The 20,849-nt window shown below is 53.7% G+C and carries 25 protein-coding genes; 12 read left to right on the plus strand and 13 right to left on the minus strand.

The genetic code is table 11. The features are described from left to right. The 3 genes from V5T82_RS17570 to V5T82_RS17580 form a co-directional block, all read right to left on the minus strand. Window positions 1–1,197 carry an efflux RND transporter periplasmic adaptor subunit gene (locus tag V5T82_RS17570; protein WP_332896981.1) on the minus strand — a complete coding sequence of 399 codons (1,197 nt, stop codon included), beginning with the start codon at window positions 1,195–1,197 and terminating at the stop codon, window positions 1–3. Further along, on the minus strand, window positions 1,194–1,802 hold the full coding sequence (locus V5T82_RS17575; protein WP_332896982.1) for a PadR family transcriptional regulator: 609 nt from the start codon (window positions 1,800–1,802) through the stop codon (window positions 1,194–1,196). Before V5T82_RS17575 ends, V5T82_RS17570 begins: the two co-directional genes overlap by 4 nt. 147 nt (window positions 1,803–1,949) lie before the next feature. Further along, window positions 1,950–2,300 carry a DUF1491 family protein gene (locus tag V5T82_RS17580; protein WP_332896983.1) on the minus strand — a complete coding sequence of 117 codons (351 nt, stop codon included), beginning with the start codon at window positions 2,298–2,300 and terminating at the stop codon, window positions 1,950–1,952. A gap of 39 nt (window positions 2,301–2,339) precedes the next feature. On the opposite strand from V5T82_RS17580, the gene V5T82_RS17585 reads away from it, so the two are divergent. From V5T82_RS17585 to V5T82_RS17600, 4 genes are all read left to right on the plus strand, one after another. Continuing rightward, complete coding sequence (locus V5T82_RS17585) at window positions 2,340–2,750, plus strand: HIT family protein (protein ID WP_332896984.1); 411 nt, start codon at window positions 2,340–2,342, stop codon at window positions 2,748–2,750. 95 nt (window positions 2,751–2,845) lie between these two features. Beyond that, window positions 2,846–4,822 (plus strand): sensor histidine kinase, encoded by a 1,977-nt coding sequence (locus V5T82_RS17590; protein WP_332896985.1) that lies wholly within the window; start codon window positions 2,846–2,848, stop codon window positions 4,820–4,822. A 42-nt stretch (window positions 4,823–4,864) separates the two neighbouring features. After that, window positions 4,865–5,242: a response regulator gene (locus tag V5T82_RS17595; RefSeq protein WP_332896986.1), complete on the plus strand. Its 378-nt coding sequence runs from the start codon at window positions 4,865–4,867 to the stop codon at window positions 5,240–5,242. 24 nt (window positions 5,243–5,266) lie between these two features. Then, window positions 5,267–7,369, plus strand: a complete 2,103-nt coding sequence (locus V5T82_RS17600) for an EAL domain-containing response regulator (RefSeq protein ID WP_332896987.1) — start codon at window positions 5,267–5,269, stop codon at window positions 7,367–7,369. Window positions 7,370–7,820: 451 nt separating this feature from the next. On the opposite strand, the gene V5T82_RS17605 is transcribed toward V5T82_RS17600, so the two are convergent. Continuing rightward, a complete protein-coding gene (locus V5T82_RS17605; RefSeq protein WP_332896988.1) occupies window positions 7,821–9,122 on the minus strand; it encodes an O-acetylhomoserine aminocarboxypropyltransferase/cysteine synthase family protein in 1,302 nt (433 codons plus the stop codon). 218 nt (window positions 9,123–9,340) lie between these two features. Here V5T82_RS17605 and V5T82_RS17610 point away from each other — a divergent pair, with 218 nt between their 5' ends. The 6 genes from V5T82_RS17610 (at window position 9,341) to V5T82_RS17635 (ending at window position 14,384) form a co-directional block, all read left to right on the plus strand. Next, window positions 9,341–10,345, plus strand: a complete 1,005-nt coding sequence (locus tag V5T82_RS17610) for an NAD-dependent epimerase (RefSeq protein WP_332896989.1) — start codon at window positions 9,341–9,343, stop codon at window positions 10,343–10,345. Between the two features lie 25 nt (window positions 10,346–10,370). Then, window positions 10,371–11,486, plus strand: a complete 1,116-nt coding sequence (locus V5T82_RS17615; protein WP_332896990.1) for a glycosyltransferase family 4 protein — start codon at window positions 10,371–10,373, stop codon at window positions 11,484–11,486. Between the two features lie 114 nt (window positions 11,487–11,600). Next, window positions 11,601–11,978 carry a hypothetical protein gene (locus tag V5T82_RS17620; RefSeq protein ID WP_332896991.1) on the plus strand — a complete coding sequence of 126 codons (378 nt, stop codon included), beginning with the start codon at window positions 11,601–11,603 and terminating at the stop codon, window positions 11,976–11,978. 6 nt (window positions 11,979–11,984) lie between these two features. Continuing rightward, window positions 11,985–12,269: a hypothetical protein gene (locus V5T82_RS17625; RefSeq protein WP_332896992.1), complete on the plus strand. Its 285-nt coding sequence runs from the start codon at window positions 11,985–11,987 to the stop codon at window positions 12,267–12,269. Window positions 12,270–12,287: 18 nt separating this feature from the next. Continuing rightward, entirely contained in the window at window positions 12,288–13,100 is an 813-nt protein-coding gene (locus V5T82_RS17630; protein WP_332896993.1) for a hypothetical protein, read from the plus strand. Between the two features lie 408 nt (window positions 13,101–13,508). Continuing rightward, window positions 13,509–14,384 carry an RNA polymerase sigma factor gene (locus tag V5T82_RS17635; RefSeq protein WP_332896994.1) on the plus strand — a complete coding sequence of 292 codons (876 nt, stop codon included), beginning with the start codon at window positions 13,509–13,511 and terminating at the stop codon, window positions 14,382–14,384. 138 nt (window positions 14,385–14,522) lie between these two features. Here V5T82_RS17635 and V5T82_RS17640 read toward each other — a convergent pair whose 3' ends face one another. From V5T82_RS17640 to V5T82_RS17680, 9 genes are all read right to left on the minus strand, one after another. After that, window positions 14,523–15,026: a hypothetical protein gene (locus V5T82_RS17640; RefSeq protein WP_332896995.1), complete on the minus strand. Its 504-nt coding sequence runs from the start codon at window positions 15,024–15,026 to the stop codon at window positions 14,523–14,525. A 45-nt stretch (window positions 15,027–15,071) separates the two neighbouring features. Next, window positions 15,072–15,323: a RebB family R body protein gene (locus V5T82_RS17645; protein WP_332896996.1), complete on the minus strand. Its 252-nt coding sequence runs from the start codon at window positions 15,321–15,323 to the stop codon at window positions 15,072–15,074. A gap of 62 nt (window positions 15,324–15,385) precedes the next feature. After that, window positions 15,386–15,709 (minus strand): RebB family R body protein, encoded by a 324-nt coding sequence (locus V5T82_RS17650; protein ID WP_332896997.1) that lies wholly within the window; start codon window positions 15,707–15,709, stop codon window positions 15,386–15,388. Window positions 15,710–15,800: 91 nt separating this feature from the next. Further along, window positions 15,801–16,028 carry a RebB family R body protein gene (locus V5T82_RS17655; protein ID WP_332896998.1) on the minus strand — a complete coding sequence of 76 codons (228 nt, stop codon included), beginning with the start codon at window positions 16,026–16,028 and terminating at the stop codon, window positions 15,801–15,803. 55 nt (window positions 16,029–16,083) lie between these two features. Beyond that, window positions 16,084–16,644: a hypothetical protein gene (locus V5T82_RS17660; protein ID WP_332896999.1), complete on the minus strand. Its 561-nt coding sequence runs from the start codon at window positions 16,642–16,644 to the stop codon at window positions 16,084–16,086. Window positions 16,645–16,672: 28 nt separating this feature from the next. Continuing rightward, window positions 16,673–17,320 carry a RebB family R body protein gene (locus V5T82_RS17665; protein WP_332897000.1) on the minus strand — a complete coding sequence of 216 codons (648 nt, stop codon included), beginning with the start codon at window positions 17,318–17,320 and terminating at the stop codon, window positions 16,673–16,675. Between the two features lie 226 nt (window positions 17,321–17,546). Then, window positions 17,547–17,879, minus strand: a complete 333-nt coding sequence (locus tag V5T82_RS17670) for a RebB family R body protein (protein WP_332897001.1) — start codon at window positions 17,877–17,879, stop codon at window positions 17,547–17,549. A gap of 222 nt (window positions 17,880–18,101) precedes the next feature. Next, window positions 18,102–18,434 carry a RebB family R body protein gene (locus tag V5T82_RS17675; RefSeq protein WP_332897002.1) on the minus strand — a complete coding sequence of 111 codons (333 nt, stop codon included), beginning with the start codon at window positions 18,432–18,434 and terminating at the stop codon, window positions 18,102–18,104. A gap of 195 nt (window positions 18,435–18,629) precedes the next feature. Continuing rightward, window positions 18,630–18,953, minus strand: a complete 324-nt coding sequence (locus tag V5T82_RS17680) for a RebB family R body protein (RefSeq protein WP_332897003.1) — start codon at window positions 18,951–18,953, stop codon at window positions 18,630–18,632. Between the two features lie 293 nt (window positions 18,954–19,246). On the opposite strand from V5T82_RS17680, the gene V5T82_RS17685 reads away from it, so the two are divergent. Then, the gene (locus V5T82_RS17685; protein ID WP_332897004.1) at window positions 19,247–20,047 is read left to right on the plus strand and encodes a hypothetical protein; all 801 of its coding nucleotides are present in this window, start codon (window positions 19,247–19,249) and stop codon (window positions 20,045–20,047) included. Window positions 20,048–20,558: 511 nt separating this feature from the next. After that, on the plus strand, window positions 20,559–20,849 hold a 291-nt coding region (locus V5T82_RS17690; protein WP_332897005.1), incomplete at its 3' end, for a hypothetical protein.

The raw sequence follows: 20,849 nt of genomic DNA on the forward strand, positions 1-20,849 counted from the left end.
TTAGTTCTCCTGCCCTTGGTCTTCGCCGTTTTCAAGATCGCGCGCCGTTTCCAACGTGCCCTCGACAGCGATGACCGTTTGACCGGGAATGACGAATTCTTGCCCGACGGAAATCACTTTGGCCTCATGGGGAAGTCCCGTCAGCCAAATGCCGTCCTTGGTGTCGGAAATCATCTCCACACGGAAGAACTCAACCGTGCCGTCAGCCATGACAACTTTCACGCCGATGTCACCTTCATCGTCCAAGGTCAACAGGGCCGGCGTGATGTTGTGCGCTTTGATGCGTTCCATCGGCAGGTGCAATTCCGCCGTCATGCCTTCGGGAACGGAACCGTCGACAACATCAAAACGAACCTCAACCTTATAGGTCCGGGTCGCGGCGCTGGAGGCTTTCGCAACAAAAGACACCGTCGCGTCAAATTCACGCCCGTCCGGTAAGACAATGTAGGCCTCGCCTCCCAACGAAATCCCCCCAATGTCGCGTTCGGCCACCTCACCCGCTGCGAGCATGGCGCTGAGATCGATCACGCGTGCAACAACGCCGCCGACTTTGTCGATGTAGTCACCGGCGTCTAGGGGCAGTTCGTCCACCACACCAGCAAACGGTGCCATGATGGTGGTGTTGTCGAGATCGCGCTGCATGCCTTTGACTTCGGCGCGCGCGGCTTCCAAGTTGGCTTTGGCTTCGGCCAAGTTCAGTTGAGAGCTGTAGCCACCCTTGGACAACTTTCGCGCGGACTCATACGCAATTTTGCGCTGGCTCAAGCGTGCTTTGGCTTCTGCGAGTTTTGCCGGCAAGTTTTCCGGATCAAGCTTCACCAAAACTTCGCCCGCTTCGACCATGGCCCCTTTTTCAGCAACGATCTCAACCACACGACCGATGGTTTCCGCACGCACAGAAACTGCGTTTTTAGCTTCGGTGCGGCCCAACACGGCAATGGTGCGCACATGTTCTTCACCCACAATCGTGGTCACGCGCACACGCGGCGTGGGTGTTTCTGTTTCGATTTGCGGTTGGGCATCTTGGGATTGGGCGTCTTCGTTGACGAAGATACCGGATAACATCCATAAAAGCGCACCGATGGCAATGAATGCCGCCGTCTTTTGTGCAGGCTGGACGGTCATGCCAAACACTTGTGAGGACTTGGTCACTGCCCCCGTCAAGTTTGCAGCTTTTTGTTTTAATTCATCGGTCATTTCTTTTCTCCGGCAGGGGAGCTTTGGGGGAGGCTCTTGGGGTGATCCATGCATTCACGCAGGGATTCAAAATCGCGCACGCCCTCACCTTTGGGGGCAGACAGCAGCGCTTCGCGATTATCTTCGAGAAAACCTAAGATGCTTTTGTGAAAGTGCAGTCCAAAATTGCGCACAAACATACGGCCCCGCGATAGGCCCGAGTTGTCTTTGCTTTCAATCAATTCGACAAAAAAACGGTGGTGCTCAACATAATTGTCGTAGACCTCTTGAAGGTGGTCGTCTTCCAGATGATCGGCAAAGAACATCATGATCAGAACTTCGGAACGCACCTTGTCGCTGTCGGGGGTTTTGCCCAACGTCTTGCGAAATGCGCCCAGTCCCTCTTCGGTGATGGAATAGACCTTTTTATCGGGTCGACCGTCTTGGGCCTCCACCACTTGGGACACGTACCCCGCCTCCAACAATTTGGATAACGCCGGATAGATGGACCCGAAGCTCGCATGGTGAATATGCGAAAACGGCCCCTCTTCGAACATTTTGCGGATCTCATACCCGCTGGCATCGCCCAGGCTCAACACACCTAAACACAAGGTTTTGACGTCCATGACTTAAAAGCTCCAAAAGAAAACACGAGAAGAGGTCGCACCAACGCGCACTCCGCCGCATGACTATCAGAGCAGTATATATCAAAACGATATATATCATTTCAATACTTAATTTTGAATATTTCTAAATCGTTACATTTCAATAGGTTAGAGGTCGACAGGTTCTTGCCCATCGGGTTTGTACACACCCTCAGTGTCTTCAACCTCCATTGCCCAGAGGTCCGGATCAATATCCGCTTCGCGTTCGATGTAGGCATCGCAGTCCCGCTCGGCATGGATATCTTCCCCACCTGCAACAATGGTCCAGACACGCTCGCTGTCCATATTGTAGCGGCGCGCCAACAACCAACACCCCCGGCTCAAGCGATTGTGCTTGATCAGCACCTGGCCCGCGTCTTCGTCCCCCCGGCGCACGATGACGACGGGCAGTAAGGCCTGATCGCACAGGCGCAGTTGGGCTTTGATCCAGATTCCGGTTTTCAGGCGCAGCTCAGTCATGCAAAAGTGTTCCTATGTTCAAGATATCAGGACCATAACATGGACACCGCAGCGTTCACACTCGATCCCACTTTGGAAAAAGACACCGTGGAAATCACCCGTTTAGGGGTCTGTCGCGTCTTGTTGATGCGCGATCAAACCTATCCTTGGGTGATTTTGGTTCCCGCGATTGCCGGGCTTAGGGACTTCGACGATCTCAACCCCACGCACCGCAACGCCGTCACAGCCGAAATCGACCGCGCCAGCAAGGCGCTCAAAGCCGCATGCCAACCTTATAAAATCAATGTCGCCGCGTTGGGCAATGTGGTGGAACAGCTGCACATCCATGTGATTGCCCGTTTTCAAAACGACGCGGCTTGGCCCGGTCCGGTTTGGGGCGTGCACCCGCCACAAGATTATGATGAGAACGCACGCGCAAAACTCACCGCCAAGATCAAATCAGCCCTTTGACCCCGCATGAAACCTGAGTATTGTTGTCCTGGGGCTAGAGACATCTGGGGCGAGAAGCAAGTCATGCAAAGCAGTCCGCGCAAATCGGGATACACATGATGCCAGCAGGCATTGGCTTAATATTCGAACACGTGCGCACATTACCAATCCGCGCCAAATTATTGTTGATGTCGACCATGGTCGGCTTCGCCATCATCGCTATTCTCTCTTTGAGTTGGTATCGCGACACCTCTATCCGTGACATGGATGAAACGCGCACGGCCATTTTGTCCATGGACATGATGGTGTCCGACTTGCAGCGCAATCAAAATGACTTCGTCAACCTGTTCGACCCACGCTTTCGCGAAGCATTCAGCGCCGTCTTTGAAAACTTCGTGATCCGCACCGAAGACCTCAAAGAACAGTTTTGGGACTTAGAACTGCCCATCGATACGCTTGAGCGTTTGATCATCGTCACCAGCGAATATCAATATCACTTTGAAGTGTTGGCCGAGTTGATGACCCAAATCGGTCAAAACGACCAAGAAGGCCTGCGTCTGGACCTGGTCAAGTCCATAACGGATATCAAAGACACACTGGGGCGCATTCCCACCACCAATAATGCGCGTCTGAGCCTGCAAAACCAATTGGCCGAATTGCAGTTGCTGTCCAAAGACATGCTCCTTCACAAAGACAGCCAATACGTCGAGCAGTTCAATTTGATCCACTTGCAAATGCTCGACGACGTCAAGCGCATGTCGGCTAATCCCAAATTGCGCACGGCATTGAGCCTCCAACTCAGTTATTACCGAGAACTGTTTTTCCAGTTGGCCCAAGCCTCAACTGAAATTGGTTTGGATTTCGAACACGGTTTGCGCGCCAAAATCGAAAACAATGTGAGCGATGCGCACAAAGCCCTGGCCCTGCTCAGTATCGAGGTCAACGTCGCAACCGCGCAGAGAAAACAAAACCTCAACGTCTTGATGGGCGGCATTGCCATTTCCTTTTCAATTTTGTTCTTCTTGGTCTTGTTGGCCTTGGCGCGCTCTATCTCTTCGCCGATCCGCGCCATCACGGAAGCCATGACCCGCTTGGCCGATGGGGATCTGAGCGTCGACATTTCCAACCAACACCGCCGGGATGAAATCGGCGATATGTTACGCGCGCTGCGGGTCTTTAAGATGGGAGCCATTATCCGCAGACGCACCCAAGAAGAATTGCGCGAAGCCCACGATCAATTGGAACATCGCGTCGAAGAACGCACCCACGAACTGTCCGAAGAGATTCAAGAACGCCGACTGGCCGAAGACCAATTGAGACGCGCACGCGAAGACGCCGAAGCCGCCAACAAAGCCAAGTCTATGTTTTTGGCAAACATGAGCCACGAGCTGCGCACCCCTCTGAATGCCATCATCGGTTATTCGGAAATGCTGCAAGAAGACGCCCAAGACCTAGGCTATAGCGATATGACGCCGGATTTGGACAAGATCAACACGGCCGGCAAGCACCTCTTGGGCATCATCAACGAGATTTTGGACTTGTCTAAAATCGAAGCCGGACGCATCGACATTGAAGTGGAAGAATTCAGCGTCATAGACGTTGTGGAATCTGTTGGGGAAACCGTACAGCCGTTGATGACCACCAACAACAATGTCTTAAAAATTGAATGCGGACAAAACCTTGGTATCATGAACAGCGACATCATGCGGCTGCGCCAAATTTTGTTTAATTTTCTGTCCAACGCTGCCAAATTCACCGAAGAGGGCGAGATCAGCCTGCGCGCCTATCGTGAAAGTGATATCGCAGGCGACACCATGGTGTTTTCCGTTGCCGATACCGGCATCGGCATGAGCCAAAAGCAGTTGGGGCAAGTATTCGAAGCCTTTACCCAGGCCGACACCTCCACCACCCGCAAATATGGCGGAACGGGACTGGGCCTGACTGTGAACCGGGAATTTGCCCGTTTGATGGGCGGCGACGTTATGGCGCAAAGTGCCTTGGGCAAAGGTACGACATTTACCGTGCGCCTGCCCGCCGTTCTTCGCGACCAATCAAGCAACGAAGCACTGGACAGCACGGGCGCTGATGCGTAGAAAATATAGCGATACTTAAAGGCATTCCAAAATACCGGGCAAATGATGGCGACAATCCTTCTTGTTGAAGACAACGAACTGAACCGCGACATGCTGTCGCGGCGTTTAGAGCGTCTGGGCTATACCATCAATTTGGCAACCGACGGCCAAGAAGGTGTGGATGCGGTGCGTAACAATCCACCCGATCTGGTTCTCATGGACATCAACATGCCCGTGATGGACGGCTGGGAAGCGGTGCGGGTTCTCAAGTCTGACCCGGACACTCAGCGCTTGCCCGTTATTGCCCTCACCGCCCACGCCATGGCCTCGGACCGTGATAAAGCGGAAAAATCCGGCTTTGACGATTACGCCACAAAACCTGTGGATTTTCCGGCTCTGGTGAAAATGATCGAAACATGGCTTAATATGGCAGACGAATAGAACTTTTCCGCCTATATTGGTCCCATGTCCGAACAAAACCAATCCGATCCGCCCAAAGCACACATTCTTGTCGTTGATGATAACGACATGAACCGTGACCTTTTGGTGCGGCGTTTAGAACGTAAAAGCTTTACCACCGAAAGCGCAGATGGTGGTCACGCAGCCCTGGGAAAGGTTGGCAGTACGGACTTTGATTTGGTGCTGCTGGACATCAACATGCCGGACTTAGACGGCATCTCTGTCCTGTCGAAAATTCGCGAAACCAAGGATGCGGCGGATCTGCCCATCATTATGGTCAGCGCACGCGATGCCAGCGAACATATTGCCGAAGCCATCAACGCGGGCGCGAACGACTACATCACCAAGCCCATAGACTTCCCTGTCGCCTTTGCCCGCATCAACACCCAGCTTGACGTGCACCATGCGCAAAAGCGCCTGCGCGAAAGTGAAGAACGCTATGCCTTGGCCTTTCGTGGTGCCAACGATGGCCTGTGGGATTGGAACCTCAAAACCGGACAAGTCTATTATTCCGAACGCTGGAAAGAAATGTTGGGTTTCGATGCAAACGAAAGCTTAGAAACCCCCGAAAACTGGTTTGATGTGGTTCACCCGGATGAATTGGACGGGCTGAAAAACGCCATAGAAGAACATATGCTGGGCCAGAGCGAAGCGCTCAAACACGAATACCGCGCGCTGCACACGGATGGAACCTTTCGTTGGATTTTAACCCGGGGGGTTGCCTCCCGGTCTGACGACGGCCAAGCCGAACGCATTTCCGGCTCGCAGACCGACGTCACCCAGTCCAAGGTCTACGACCCCATCACATCAATCCCCAACAAGTTCTTGTTTATGGATCGGCTGGAATGGCTGTTGGACAAAGACCGGCGCAAACGCCAAGGGCGCTATGCCGTTTTCTTGATCCACATCGACCGCATGGAAGAAATGCGCCACACCTTAGGCCCCGTTGCCAGTGAAGACGTCGTCATCACGTTGGCCCACCGCCTGATGGACAGTTTGCGTGCCGAAGACAGCTTATCGCGCATGTTTGAATCCGAAGCCACCACCGTCAGCCGCCACGACAATGCAGACTTCGCCATTTTGGCCGAAGGGTGCCGCGATGAAACCACCGCGCCCAAACTCGCCGAACGCTTCCGCCAAATCATCGGCAATCCCATGGAAATCAACGGCGAAAACATGGTCTTCACCGCATCAACCGGGATTGTCGCGGGTGCCATGGACGAAGGCCTGGAAGCCCCAGACGTCATCGCGCACGCCTCTGCCGCCCTGGCCCGCGCCCAACGCAAAGGCCCCGGCAATTACGAGCTGTTCGACAAACACATGCAACACCGCGCGATCAAGCGGCTCAAAATGGAAACCGATTTGCGCCGGGCTGTGGCCGACGGCGAATTGGCGCTGCACTACCAGCCCATCGTGCGTTTGAGCGACGGGGCCATTGCCGGCTGTGAAGCGTTGGCGCGTTGGCGTCATCCGGAACGCGGCAATATCCCGCCTGCGGAATTCATCCCCTTGGCCGAAGAAACCGGATTGATCGACGTCATCGGCGATTGGGTTTTGGAAGAAGCCTGTGTCCAGCACCAACGCTGGGGCGAAAACCGTGGTGCAGAAGATCCGATTAATCTGTCGGTGAACTTTTCGCTGTTGCAGATGCAGCGTGACGGTGTGGAAGACCGGGTGTTGAACATCCTCAACCGCACCAAGATGGACCCCAACAACCTCAAGATCGAGATTACGGAATCCATCTTCATGGAAGACATGGACCGCATCAACTCCATACTGACGAACTTGAACAACGAAGGCATCGGCATCGCCATTGACGACTTTGGCACGGGCTATTCGTCACTGCAGTACTTGACCAAGCTGCCCATCACGCACTTAAAAATCGACCGCTCCTTCGTCGGCGACGTGTCCAGCGACGTGGCCGCCCAAGCCATCGTGCAGTCCACCCTTTTGATGGCGCAAAGCCTCGGCATCCAAGTGGTGGCCGAAGGCATCGAAACCATCGACCAAGAAGCGCTATTGAAAGTTCTGAAAGCCGAGTACGGCCAAGGCTACCACTTCTGGCGCCCCATCACGGGCGACGAGTTTGCGGATTTGGTGAATAAGTGACCCCATATTTCAGTTTTGTGTTTTCCAACGGATCAATTTAGAATTCACATAAAATGCTATACAATTTCTAGATTTGTACGACTTATTTGTGCAACCAATTCCCCGCAAAAACCTTAACATCGATTTCATCGACGAGTCGCATAGCCAGCATACCATTTGCATGCCAGACATCACCATCTATGGAGATAAAACATGAGATGGCAAAAAATACTGAGAGCGATACGCAAGAATGCTCTTATAGCGGTGATACTCACCTTAATCGGGTACGCAGCTTTCGCCATAACGGACCAACTGTCCAGACGCGTGGCTGATGATATCTACAACAAAATTGACGTATCATCTATTTTCGACAAGTGGGTTTAACCCACTTATTTTTTTGCCTGAAACTATGCCCATAAAAAAGCCGCGCTCCTTACAAGAGTGCGGCTTTTCAATTGTGCTGTCGAAAGCCTTAAGCCGAAGCCGCTGCTTTCAACGCTTGGTCCAGGTCGGCCAAGATATCGTCGATGTGCTCGATACCAATGGACAGGCGCACGTAGCCTTCCGTCACACCGCTGGCGAGCTGTTCTTCAGCGTTCAACTGCGAGTGCGTCGTCGTCGCCGGGTGGATGGCCAGCGAGCGTGCATCGCCGATGTTGGCGACGTGGTAGAACATTTGCAACGCTTCGATAAACGCGCAGCCGGCGTCTTTGCCACCTTTGAGCTCAAAGCCCAACAAGCCGCTGTAACCTCCCGACATGTAAGCTTCGGCGCGGCGTTTTTCTTCGCCCTCTTGCTGGGTCGGATAGGTGACCGAAGTCACTTCCGCATGCGCGCTCAAGAAGTCCGCGACCTTCGCCGTATTGGCGGAGTGTTCGCGCATGCGCAACGCCAAGGTTTCCATGCCTTGCAGGATTTGGAAGGCGTTAAACGGGCTGATGGCCGCGCCTAAGTCGCGCAACAAAGTGGTGCGCGCCTTGATAATGTAGGCCACCGGGCCGATGGGCTTGACCGCTTCAACCCAGACCGCGCCGTGGTAGCTGGGGTCCGGGGTGTTCAGCGCTGGCTGACGATCCGCACCCGCACCTTCCCAATCAAACGTACCGCCGTCCACAATGACGCCACCCATGGACGTGCCATGCCCGCCCAAATACTTGGTGGCGGAATACATGACAATGGCTGCACCGTGATCCAACGGACGGCACAGAACCGGGGCTGCGGTGTTGTCCATGATCAGCGGAATGCCAAATTCTTTGCCGATGTCGGCGACTTCTTGGATGGGGAAGACACGCAGTTTCGGGTTCGGCAGGGTTTCGGCGTAATACGCACGGGTTTTATCATCCGTGGCGGCGCGGAAACCTTCCGGGTCAACGGGGTCCACGAAACGCACTTCGATGCCTTGGTCTTTCAAGGTGTTTGAGAACAAATTGAACGTTCCACCATACAAATCGGTCGACGCCACGATGTTGTCGCCCGCTTTGGCCAGGTTTTGAATGGCCATCGCCGTGGCCGACTGACCGGACGCGACTGCCAAGGCCGCGACGCCGCCCTCTAAGGCTGCCACGCGTTTTTCCAACACATCCGTGGTCGGGTTCATCAAGCGCGTGTAGATGTTGCCCAATTCCGACAAGGAAAACAGGTTGGCGGCGTGTTCGGTGGAATTGAACTGATACGCCGTGGTCTGGTGGATCGGCACCGCGACCGAACCTGTTGTCGGATCGGCGCGCCAGCCTGCGTGAACGCCAATGGTTTCAGGATTTTTGCTGTCGGTCATGGGTGGTCTCTCCCTATCAAATCGTTTTTTTAACCTTGCTCCGCTCCCCTCTTGGCCGAAACAAGAGCGCTATTAAGCCCACTTTGCGCCAACTGCGCAAGGGGCCTCAATACATTAGAGATTGCTGTTTGCTCACGGGCCGAAATGAGGTAGGTTCTGGACAAAGAAAGATCAATGAATCTGACGGTTTTCACTCATTTTTACGAAGAAGTTCATCCATGAAAGTTCTCATCACGGGCAGCGCCGGTTTTATCGGCAATCGCGTCTCTCAACGTCTTTTGGAGCGCGGCGACGAAGTCATCGGTCTGGACAACTTGTCCCCATACTACGACGTCCAGCTGAAAAAGGATCGCTTGGCCCAAGTCATCGATCATGAGAACTACACCGAAGCCAAATTCGACATGGCGGACCGTGAAAAAATGGTCGAGCTGTTCGAAACCCACAAACCCGATGGCGTCATCAACTTGGCCGCCCAAGCCGGTGTCCGTCACTCGTTGATCGCACCGCACGATTATGTGGATACGAACCTGGTCGGCTTCGTCAACATCTTGGAAGGATGCCGCCAGTGCAAAGTAAAACATCTGGTGTTTGCATCATCCAGTTCCGTCTACGGCACCAACGAAACCATGCCGTTTACGGTAAACGACAAAGTGGATCACCCCATCAGCTTGTATGCAGCGTCCAAACGCTCCAACGAACTGATGGCGCACACGTATTCTCACCTGTTCGACTTCCCGTCCACGGGGCTTCGTTTCTTCACCGTCTACGGCCCGTGGGGGCGTCCGGACATGGCGTTGTTCCTGTTTACCAAAGCGATTTTGGCCGGCGATCCCATTGACGTGTTCAACCACGGTCAAATGAAGCGCTCTTTCACCTACATCGACGACATCGTCGAAGGTGTGATCCGTGTGCTCGACACACCGCCGTCGCCCATCACCGACGCCACAGCCGAACAGCCGTCCAATTCTAAAACGGCACCGTTCCGCGTGTTCAACATCGGATCCGACGAAGCCGTCAGCCTGATGCGCTACATTGAAGTTCTGGAAGAAAACCTGGGCAAAAAGGCCGAGAAAAACATGCTGCCCATGCAGCCCGGCGACGTTGCCGCCACCTGGGCGGACGTGGATGACCTGAAATCTGCCGTTGGCTATCAGCCCACCACCACCGTTGAAGAAGGTGTGAAGAACTTCGTTGAGTGGTACAAAGGGTACTACGGCGTTTAGGTTTTAAAACGGTTAAGGGGTCCCCATGCCCAAGATGCTGATCACGGTGACGGAGGACTGGGCCTTCCTGTCTCACCGTGTCCCCACGGCTATGGCGGCCCGGGATGCGGGCTATGACGTGAGCGTCGTGGCGCGCATGCGCGATCACCGGGACAAGATCGAAGAACTCGGCTTTCGCACCATCCCTTGGAACATCAAACGCGAAAGCCAAAACCCGTTATCTGAACTTTCAGCCCTTTGGGATTTGATCCGCATTTACCGCGCAGAAAAACCCGACGCCAGTTACCATGTTGCGATCAAGTCCATCATGTACGGCTCCATCGCTGCACGAATGGCTGGGGTAAAACGAACCTTCAACCTGTTTTCCGGGATGGGGGTCGTCTTTATATCGAACAGTGCGAAGTTTCAAACGGTCCGGGCTGCGGTGACACCTGTTTTGCGCTGGGCTCTCAAACCGCAAACGGCGCGCCTTCAGGTGCAAAACGGCGATGACCGGAACATCCTAAACGGTTTGGGCATTGCAACTGCTGAACGCACGGACTTAATCCCGGGCTCTGGCTTGGATATGGAGAACTTTCCCGCAACCGGGGAAATGGATGCCTTCGCTCCCAAAGCCGTGGTGGTTAGCCGCATGCTGTGGGACAAAGGCATCGGTGAGTTGGCCAAAGCCGCGCGCCTGTTGAAAGACCGCGGCACGGCACTCGACATTATCTTGGTCGGCGCGCCCGACCCAGCCAACCCCGCATCCATCTCCGAAGACCAACTCAAAGCTTGGCAAGACGAAGGCTTGATGGACTGGTGGGGGCGACGCGACGACGTTGCGGAAATCTACAAACATGCCCACATCGCCGTTTTGCCGTCTTACCGCGAAGGCATGCCGCGTGCGTTGTTGGAAGCCGCCAGCATCGGCCGCCCCCTCGTCGCCTTTGACACGCCCGGCTGCAGAGACTTGGTCCGCGATGGCGAAAACGGGTTTTTGGTCCCGTTCCAAGATGTTGAAGCACTTAGCGATGCGCTGAACAAACTGGCCAAGGACAAGACCCTGCGTCAAACCCTCGGCCAAGCTGCACGCCAAGATGTCGAAAACATCTATTGTGCTGAAGCCATTCGCAAACAGCTCACCACGATTTTTTCCCGCTGAACCAGAACCGCGTTCACAAAACGGCTCCTCGCGCGTCTGCTCTTTAGGACGGGAGCTAGCGGTGCTGGCCTCCCCTATTGATCATGCATAGCACCAAAGCGGGGAGAACGTGTCATGAGCGACAACACCACGACCACAACCAGCGTCGATACCATACTCGAAACCAACCAGATGGTTTTGGAAGCGTATGAAATGAGCACCACGGAAAGTGCCGGAGTGGTGCAAGACAGCAATTCAATGGAATGCATCGCCAAGCACTACGAACAATATGTGCAGAACTACCAAGAGACTTGGCAAGCCGCATGGTTGGACACGATCACAGCTTACGAAAAAGAAGTGGAAGGCTGGCAAGATGCGGTGAGCATCTTCCAAGCGCAAACGCAAGCTGCAGCCCAAAGCCCGACCGAACCCAGCGCGAATAAATCAAAAAGCACAGGTAAAAGCAAAGCCAAAAGCACCCATTCGAAACCTAGGGACGGCGAGGACGGGTAACGCATCATGGCCGACGACAGCTCTAAGCCCAGCCCGAAAGCCATTGCCCAGTCGGTGATTGAGTCCATGAACATGACCAACAGCGTCATGAAATCCATACAAACCAACATGGAGGCAGCTTTGTCCAGCGCCGGACCGATGATGAGCGACTTGATCAAAAACAGCACCGACATCAATCAGGCGGCAACAGACAAAATTATTGAAACCATCAAGTCGTCGGGCCAGAGCGACCAGGAGTCCGACCAGGAGTCCGATAAGGATTCAAAAGACACAAAAACCGACAAAGGCTGATCGGTCAGGAGAGGTTCCATGTCAGCACAACAAGATCCGCAACATCCACAGCAGCAACACCCAACGCTTCCGATCGAAAACGGACCGGAAACGGCGATCCCGCAAACGGCGATCCCGCATATGGGAACATCGCAAGCAAACGTGCCCCAACCCAGTGTCGACACCGGCGTTCAAAGCCATGCGCCGCAAGCTCCCCTTCAAACTCAGGCCCAGGCCCAACCGCAGGCCCAACCGCAGCCCACGGTGCACATGCCACCCTTGCCCCAAGGTGTAACCCAAAACGCCATTGACGCCGCAATTGCCCAGGTCGAACAAACCGGAAAAACAGACGGTATTTCTCCCGAAGTTATGGCCGCAGCATGTGCCCAAATCGAAGCCCGTGCGAAGGCCCAAAGCATTGACGTCCAACAGGTCGCCCAATCCGTAGCGAATGCCCCGCCGCAACCGCAACCACAACACGGCGCAGAAACAGCCGTAAACGATAAACAAGGCACCATGCAACAGTTTGCGGACCAGCGCGATTCCTTGCGTCAACAAGTCGCTGAGCAACGCGACGCCATGCAACAACCGATCAATGCCGCTTTGAACAACGGCCAAGGGGGCGCCACGTCTTTCGATCCAGAAACCATTGCCGAGCTCACCCGCGCGGTTAAGGACCTGGACCCCCAAACCCTTGCCTTGATTAACGCCGTCGGACAAATGAGCGCCAACCCTTCAATCCTCAACACTGTGGTTTGGATCGAAGTCATTCGCGCCATGCGCCGTTTAATTGCGTCCGAAGCAAAGAAGCAAGTCGAAGACTTGGCCCCCGCCACCCCTACGGCACACTGACCCACGAACAACCCTGCTCACATTTGGATCTGATTTTGCCGATTTGCCGCAAAAGGCACCTCAGGGGCGCCTTTTTTTTGAATGAGACACGCTCACTGCGTGCAATTTATTCATCTAAATGAAATTCGATCACCCCCATAATATTCAATCAAGAGATGCGCTTAAATCATACCGCAATGGGCCGCTAAAAAAATCCGTACAAATAACATCACAAACCCTTGTTTTCATCCGTCTTTAAACAGAACGCACTGCCTAAGCACAATCAAAAAGAGATTTAGCAGTGCAGATTTGGTGTGACTATCAGAGGAGGTCTCTTGCTCCAGCCACAACTATTTAGGGAATTAGCAATTCTCTATTTATCTCTATCAGATGAATGTAGTTTGGCCTGGGTAGGCGTCAAAATATGCCATGGGGGTTTTTAGTTTTCCCGGTCAACCGGGGTTTCGCACACACGGGCAACACCTTGAAGACACACATACCGATCAACTCAACGATTCCATTTCCGAGGTTCCGGGGCCAGGGACCACACGCAAGTCCCGCAGTAGGAAACGCCTCTCCCCGGCGGCGGTCATTGCCCGGTCCCTGGCGCCGGACGCTCAACACATGTCGCCTGTGGACATTATTGCGCGCTCCGTCGAGCAAGCATTCGGCGGGCTTGACATGTTTACAGAGGCTCCTGCCCAGCCTGCTCCGCCGCCGCCCGCCCCGCCTTCCGACCACCCCTTGCGCAAGCCCGATCGATCACCTTTTGGTGACGGCGGGCTTGATCCGTTTGAGGAGTTTTGGCAGGTGTGGATGGAGCATCAGGACTATCTGTTCAAACAAAGCATCCGCTTTATGTCCGGAAACGTAGCCGATGCCGAGGATGCGCTGAGCCAAGCGATGCTCAAAGGCTCGCAGCACTTCAACGCCGAAACCATCCGCAATCAACGCGCCTGGTTGACACGCCTGGTACACAACGCCTGTATGGACCAGCACCGCTCCCACAAGCGCCAAGCGCGCCTAAGCGACGAGATCGACGGTGACGATCCTGAACAAGCCCCCAACATCACACCACAGCCCCCAAGGGCTCCGGACGAAGCCTTACACATGCGCCAGATCTTTGACGAACTGGAGCAGCACCTGTGCGACATGCCCATGTCGCTGTTGCAGCCCTTGCTGCTGCGCGTGGTCGAAGAAAAGTCCTATGACGAAATTGCCAACGCCATGGGGCTGTCCAACTGCGCGGTGCGCAAACGCATCCAGCTGGCCCGCGACCGGTTGCGACAAGCGAAAGTGATTTAACACGCCTTTCCCTCCCCATCACCCTGCCTGAGGCAGGGTTTCTTGTTTTCATAGCCGCAGGGCAAAACAAAAAAAGACCGCCCAAAGGCGGTCTGAGTTCAGGCGCGTACATGACGCTGAGGGTTCGGGAAAAAGCACTTAAGTCTTTGTCGCCGGATAGCTGGTGGCGATGTCGCCGGCGGTGGTGCCGACCGTGGCCAAGTTGGTGGCGGCGGCCGTCACCATTTCTTGCAAGGTGGCCAGCACCGGCGTGTAGATGGGAATGTTGGACTGGTCTTCCAACATCTTGGTCACGATAACACCTTGGGCAGTCATGGCGATGTTGGAAATGTTACGCGAATAGTCCGTGGCGTCTTGCACGGCGAAGGCTGTGGCTTGGGCGACCTTTTGATACGCCGTCGCCGCACCTTGATTGGCGGCCGTGCCCATGACGGCAGAGGTGGTCTGGCTGACGGCGTCCAGGATCTGCGGATTCACACCGCCTGATGATGAAGAAGCCGCCACTGCGCCGCCGCTGTCGGAAGAAGAACTGTCTGACGCAGAGCTCGCCGTGCTGTCTTGATCGCTGGACGACGCGTCTTGGGACGAAGATGCGTCGTCGTTGGAATCCGGCGGAAAAACGTTTCGTGTATCGTCACCCATGGCTTACTTAAAGGCGGTTTAGGCCCTCACTCCCCTATTGGTGTGTTAGCTGGATTTACTGCTGCCGGAGTTGGCCGCATCGAAAATCATGCGTACCCCGCTGGACGTCACGGCGTTGCCGATTTGCTGCAGACCGCCTTGGGCCTGCATGGCATTTTCCATCGCCAAGGAAATCGAGTGCGCCATGGTTTGGTACACCATGGCCATACTTTGCGCGGGGGCCTCGGCCACCACCTTGACGTTTGTCTGTGTCACGGCATCCGTGATCTGTGAATTGACGCTTGTACTGTCAGCCATTGTTTGTCCCTAACTTGCTTGACCCGACTGGCGCACCGAAACGGGTGAGCCCGAGTACTCCATTATTTCTTCTCAGCCGCGAGTGCCGCCAACAAAGCCATCATCAATTCCGGCGTGTCGCTCTCGGCGATTTTCGACGCAGCGGCCGCACTGGCCATGGTGGCGGCGCCGTACAGTTGCATCACACCTTGGTTAGCCGCAGCCTGCGACGTGATGGAACTGTTTTTCTGAGCCAAAGTATTGTTCTCATACATCACGCTCAGAGAATGTACTGCCGTTTGATACGTGTTACCCATGGCCTGGGCGGGGGCGACCCCCAACACGGCCACATTGGTTTGCGTAACCGCGTCCGTAATCAATCCGTTAACTGGTGTTGGCAGCGCCATTCTTGAAAATCCTTCCTCTCCCCTCCGCAAAAAACCTCTCACGGATATTAATAGACTCTTAAACTGACGCACGTGGCGTACAGTTGTGACATCAAGACGCACCAGCCTTGGTTATCATCGACATCAGGGCCGCGGCTGCAGAATTTCCGATCTGCTGCATGCCGCCTTGAGTTTGAGTTGCATTTTCCATCGCCAAACCCATGGCATGAGACATGGCCTGTGACGATACGCCCAGCGCACCCGTCGGACTTTCCCCCAAAACTTTGACGTTTGTTTGGGTGACTGCATCCGTGATCTGGGAATGAACAAGATCCGCCATGCCTTCAGCCTTTCACTTTCTCAAATTCTATCGTTTCGTACTGCATCCCAGCCTCCTAGGTAACTTCCAAGTGAGGCCGCGAGCTCTCGATGACATCGGCCATATGCTTGCTGGCCATGGACATAAACTGGATCAACAGTTGCTGTATCATTTCACCGTCCAGACCGTGTTGCGAAGCCACTGAATCCAGATTGATGCTGGACTGTTGTCCATCCGCGCCAGCACCCTTTTTAATGCCATCCAGCGCGCTCAGATCCGACACCGCGCCTAAGTCGACACTGCTTTGGCCTGCAGGTTGGACGGGGGGCTGAGTTGTGGGTTGCGCCGTGGGTTGCGCGGGTGGAATGTCCACGGCGACCGCTGAGGTCGGAATGTTGATGGGCGATCTCGACTTACAGCCCATGGCATCGCTACACGCCAACAGTTGGGACAAGGCCTGGGCCAGGGCTTGCATCTGAATGGGGTGCGACAATTCGTGATCGCGTATCATTGTTGCGGACAGAACGGACTGACTGTTGACCAGATTAAACATGGCCTCAAGCGCGGCGACACCGACACCGTGTCCCATCAACACGGCATTTGTATCGGCCAATCTTTGTTCAATTTTGTCTGCCATGATCTCTCTCCCCTATGTCGCGGGCGGATTATTCACCGTCCCCCGTCGACTGGTTCATGTTCAGCAATTGCTTGACGCACGCGCTGGTGCACACCAAACCGACTTGGTCCAGTTGTCTTTGCATTTGCGTTGCGTTCAACAACACCGAGCCTTGCGCCGACGAATTTGTCATCATCGTGTTCAGGGTTGCAAACGCCGGGCCAGAGCCCAAAATCATGTTGACCCCACCTGCCATCTCTTCGTGCTGGCCGGGGTAAGCTTCGCCAGAGCCCATGTCTTCCAATATGCGCGTCAGCATGTTCAAGTAATCGTCGCCACCGGCCACCTGCCCGCTGCCAGAACCACCCGTGGGGGGCTCTGCTTGCGCACGCTGTTTGCGCGGTTTTGACGATTGCTGGCCTGAACCAGCCTGACGGTGTGCCATATAGCGCTGCGCAGCCGCTTTCATATACGCTTCGAACTCCGGATCCATAACAGGACCGTCTTCCAAACTGTCGAACCCGAGTAGGTCATCAAACTCGTCGTTCCAGTCCGGTTCGTTTTGGGGCTTCGCTGCGGGTTTTTGAGATGCCGCTTTTTTGGCTTGAGGTCTGGTGGCGGCTTTCTTCCCAGCCGTTTTGCGCTGGGCACGTCCAGTCGGTGCTTTTGGATTTGCTCCTTTTGGGGTGTTCGCCATCAGTCGTCTCCTACACCGAAAGGTGTCACTCTTCTTAATCCACGCCGGACGAATACCGGCCTCTCCCTCTTGCTTTGACGTCGCAAAGCTAAACTTGTGAATACTTTTTTAGGCGGGATGATTTGCGGGACCGGGACACCGCAACCTAAAACACGAGGTGGGTTTGGTTGCGATGTCCCTAGGGCCCTTAACAAGCCATCAGGTCCACAAATGCCGCCAGGGCGTCTTAGCTGACACCCGCCGTAGAGGCGCGCAGAGCTGCCATCAGAGACAGCATGTTGTCCGGAACGTCGGACTGGGAAATCTTGGACGTTGCGACAGCACCGGCCATCGTGTCGACGCTGTAGATTTGAATAACGCCTTGGTTCGTTGCAGCTTGGGAAGCGATCGCCAACTGTTGTTGCGAGCTCACTGCATTTTCATAGAGGATGCCGGTGGAGTGGGACATGGATTGGAACAATGCGCCCATTGCCATGGCCGGAGCATCGCCCAGAACCTTAACGTTAGCCTGGGTAACTGCATCGGTGATTTGACCGTTAACCGGTGTCGGAAGTGCCATCTGAATTCTCCTTAAAAAAGACCTGATTACTTGTCTGTTTTCTCTGTATGCCGTGCACTCGTCTGTGCATCGTGCGTTCAGTTATGAGACGCCATAGGCCCGGTGTTGTGATGAAAAAACATGTGTTTTTAATTCGTTTTCCAATGGCTTGTAAAATGGCACCAAAAAACCCGCCCGCCCAAAGGGCAAGCAGGTTTCAGGTGTTCGGACGCGTTTCTGCGCTTAGCTGACGCCAGAGGTCGATGCGCGCAGAGCGCTCAACAATGCCAGCATATTGTTCGGCACGTCGGACTGGGAAATCTTGGACGTTGCGGCGGCACCAGCCATGGTGTCGACACTGTAGATTTGAATAACGCCCTGGTTCGTCGCGGCTTGCGAAGCGATAGCCAGTTGCTGCTGCGAGCTGGTGGCGTTTTCGTACAAGATACCCGTGGAATGGGACAGCGATTGGTACAGAGCACCCATCGCCATTGCGGGGGCGTCACCAAGAACCTTGACGTTGGCCTGGGTGACGGCGTCCGTGATCTGGCCGTTAACCGGAGTGGGTAGAGCCATTTTCGATCTCCTTTACATCGTTTAGGACTGCCTGGCACCGAGGCTTGTTTGTTCGGCCTTGCGGTGCACCTCTCTCATGGTAGAGACGTCGGTTGTTGGCAGTTGTGATTTATGAACTGACTTTTTCAAAATTTTTTCCGTTGCTTTGGAATTCCGACCCGTCCCCGACATCGGGCCAGAATGTTCCAAGTGCACTTAGGACGTGGTTGCGCGCAGAGCGGTCAACAAAGACAGCATATTGTCCGGAACGTCGGAATTTGCGATCTTAGACGTTGCCACAGCTGCGGACATGGGCGGTACGGAATAGATCTGAATAACGCCTTGATTGGTGGAAGCTTGGGCCGCGATACCCAGTTGCTGTTGCGAGCTCACAGCGTTCTCATACAAGATACCTGTAGAGTGCGAAAGCGACTGGAAGATTGCACCCATTGCCATAGCCGGGGCATCGCCCAGTACTTTGACGTTGGCTTGGGTAACGGCGTCCGTGATCATTCCGTTCACGGGAGTGGGCATAGCCATAGGCTGTCTCCTTTAAATTTGCCAAATGTTCCTCTCCCCTACAGCTATGAGACGACCTGCTCTTAGGATTGTGACACAACGAACGGAAATAAAACGGAGACGTGCGCTTTGGGGAGCCGGACTTGCGACAGAGATACACACCGCAAGTCTAACAAGTAATAGAATTTATTTTACTGACTCATTCTATGGTCGTATGATGGGTAGCCATTCAAAAGGAACAACCATCCCCCAAACGCACCTTTGATTTGTCGCGTGGACGCTCGGAGGAGCGGTAAGAAGAGCGTGGAATCTAGATGCCTATGTTTTATCGTGCTAACAGATCTTATTCCGGTATAGGCCTTTCATATTGCCTAGCGTTTATATTCTCGATTTTAATTTCCGGACAAGCACTTGCTGATCAAGCTGTCTATGTTGAAACTGATAAGGCGCGAGCAGCATATATAATTCTCAAAGACAAACAGGTTCTACGTGAATTTTGCGAACCATGTGGAAGTATTGCGTTTCGGGAAATCGAAATTGACTCAATTCAAATTAAGAAATCAAAGACAAGTAAAGAACATGCCATTTCAATAAATGGAGATCGTATTGATTTGGCATACACATATGTAGAAGATGGCAATGGAGGATGGAAAAACCTTGCCTCTCTTTTAAACGTCGAAATTGATTCACCTATATTTGAATATTTTACTGAAAACTTTTCTGACGAGCTTGCCGATTTTCGTTTCATCCCCATGGCAAGTTCAATTATCGAGAAATGCGATAATGTCATTCGCGCCAACAATTCAGACGTACATACACACGATGACGACAATGCAGCATACCAAGGTGTCAAATGCCTTGAAGAAAGCATTGTCGAAAACCTCAGTTTGCTTTCAAGAGCGACCAAAGAAGATATTCGCCAGACTATGGATCAATTGCGTAATGCATATCGGAAGCTTCAAGAGGACATGTTTTACAATGTTGAAAAATGTGGCATTTCGTGTGGTTCGATTTTTATTCCGATGCCCAACACTCAAACCTTCAAGCTCTATGAGTTGATTTTAACGGATATCATTGAGCAGAGAAAATATCATAACGTTTACACACCTCAGTGAGTCTCCGCCAATTGGTTTGAAAAACATGATCTACACCCCCCAGAAAATATAAACCTACGTTACTGTGACAGTTCACTTAACGTGTTTGCCCGTGAGGGGGGGGGGGGCAGCGGCCCCATGGGAGTTTTCAACACCGAGTTGGATTTCGAGTCCGGGACTTTCGGCATCAGCGATGCGTCGTTGATGGATGACGTTTGACGCGGTGTGCCGAACGTGTTGTTGGGTTGCGTACGCTTTGGCGCGCTCCGTGTAAACCCACCATCGTCTTGGCCGTTGGTCGAGCCCATCGACGTTGAAATGAAGACCTACTACGAGCCTTGCAAAACCGAAAACCGCACGGTCAAAAAACACCAAATTTTAATTTCCTGACTCGCGCGATGGTCGTATGATGTCTGCGTATTCAAAAGGAACGACCATGTCCCAAGCACACCTCATGCACGACCAACCAGACCTCACGTACATCCAAACGCGGCTTAAATTTGTTCAGTGAGCGGGAAGAGGAACGCGAAGCATGATCCAAATATGGAAAACACTGCTCACCTTGAGTGTGATGGCCATTGCTCTGACGGCCTGCACAAGTCATGCACAAAACGAGGCCAAACACTTGGCCGATGTGCCACCACCTGATGAACTCCGTTTTATCAGTTCTGATAGTTCCTCATCCACATGCATCGGCGATCCCAAAACGCCTTTATGTGCTGTGGAAACGATTATGGCTTGCTTTGCCCGTATGGATAAAGCTTTGTGCGGTAAAGTAGGGGTAAAAGGTAAGGTGTATCTTGGTAAATATGTGGAGACTGTA

This window comes from Magnetovibrio sp. PR-2 (assembly GCF_036689815.1).
In the GTDB taxonomy this organism is placed as follows: domain Bacteria; phylum Pseudomonadota; class Alphaproteobacteria; order Rhodospirillales; family Magnetovibrionaceae; genus Magnetovibrio.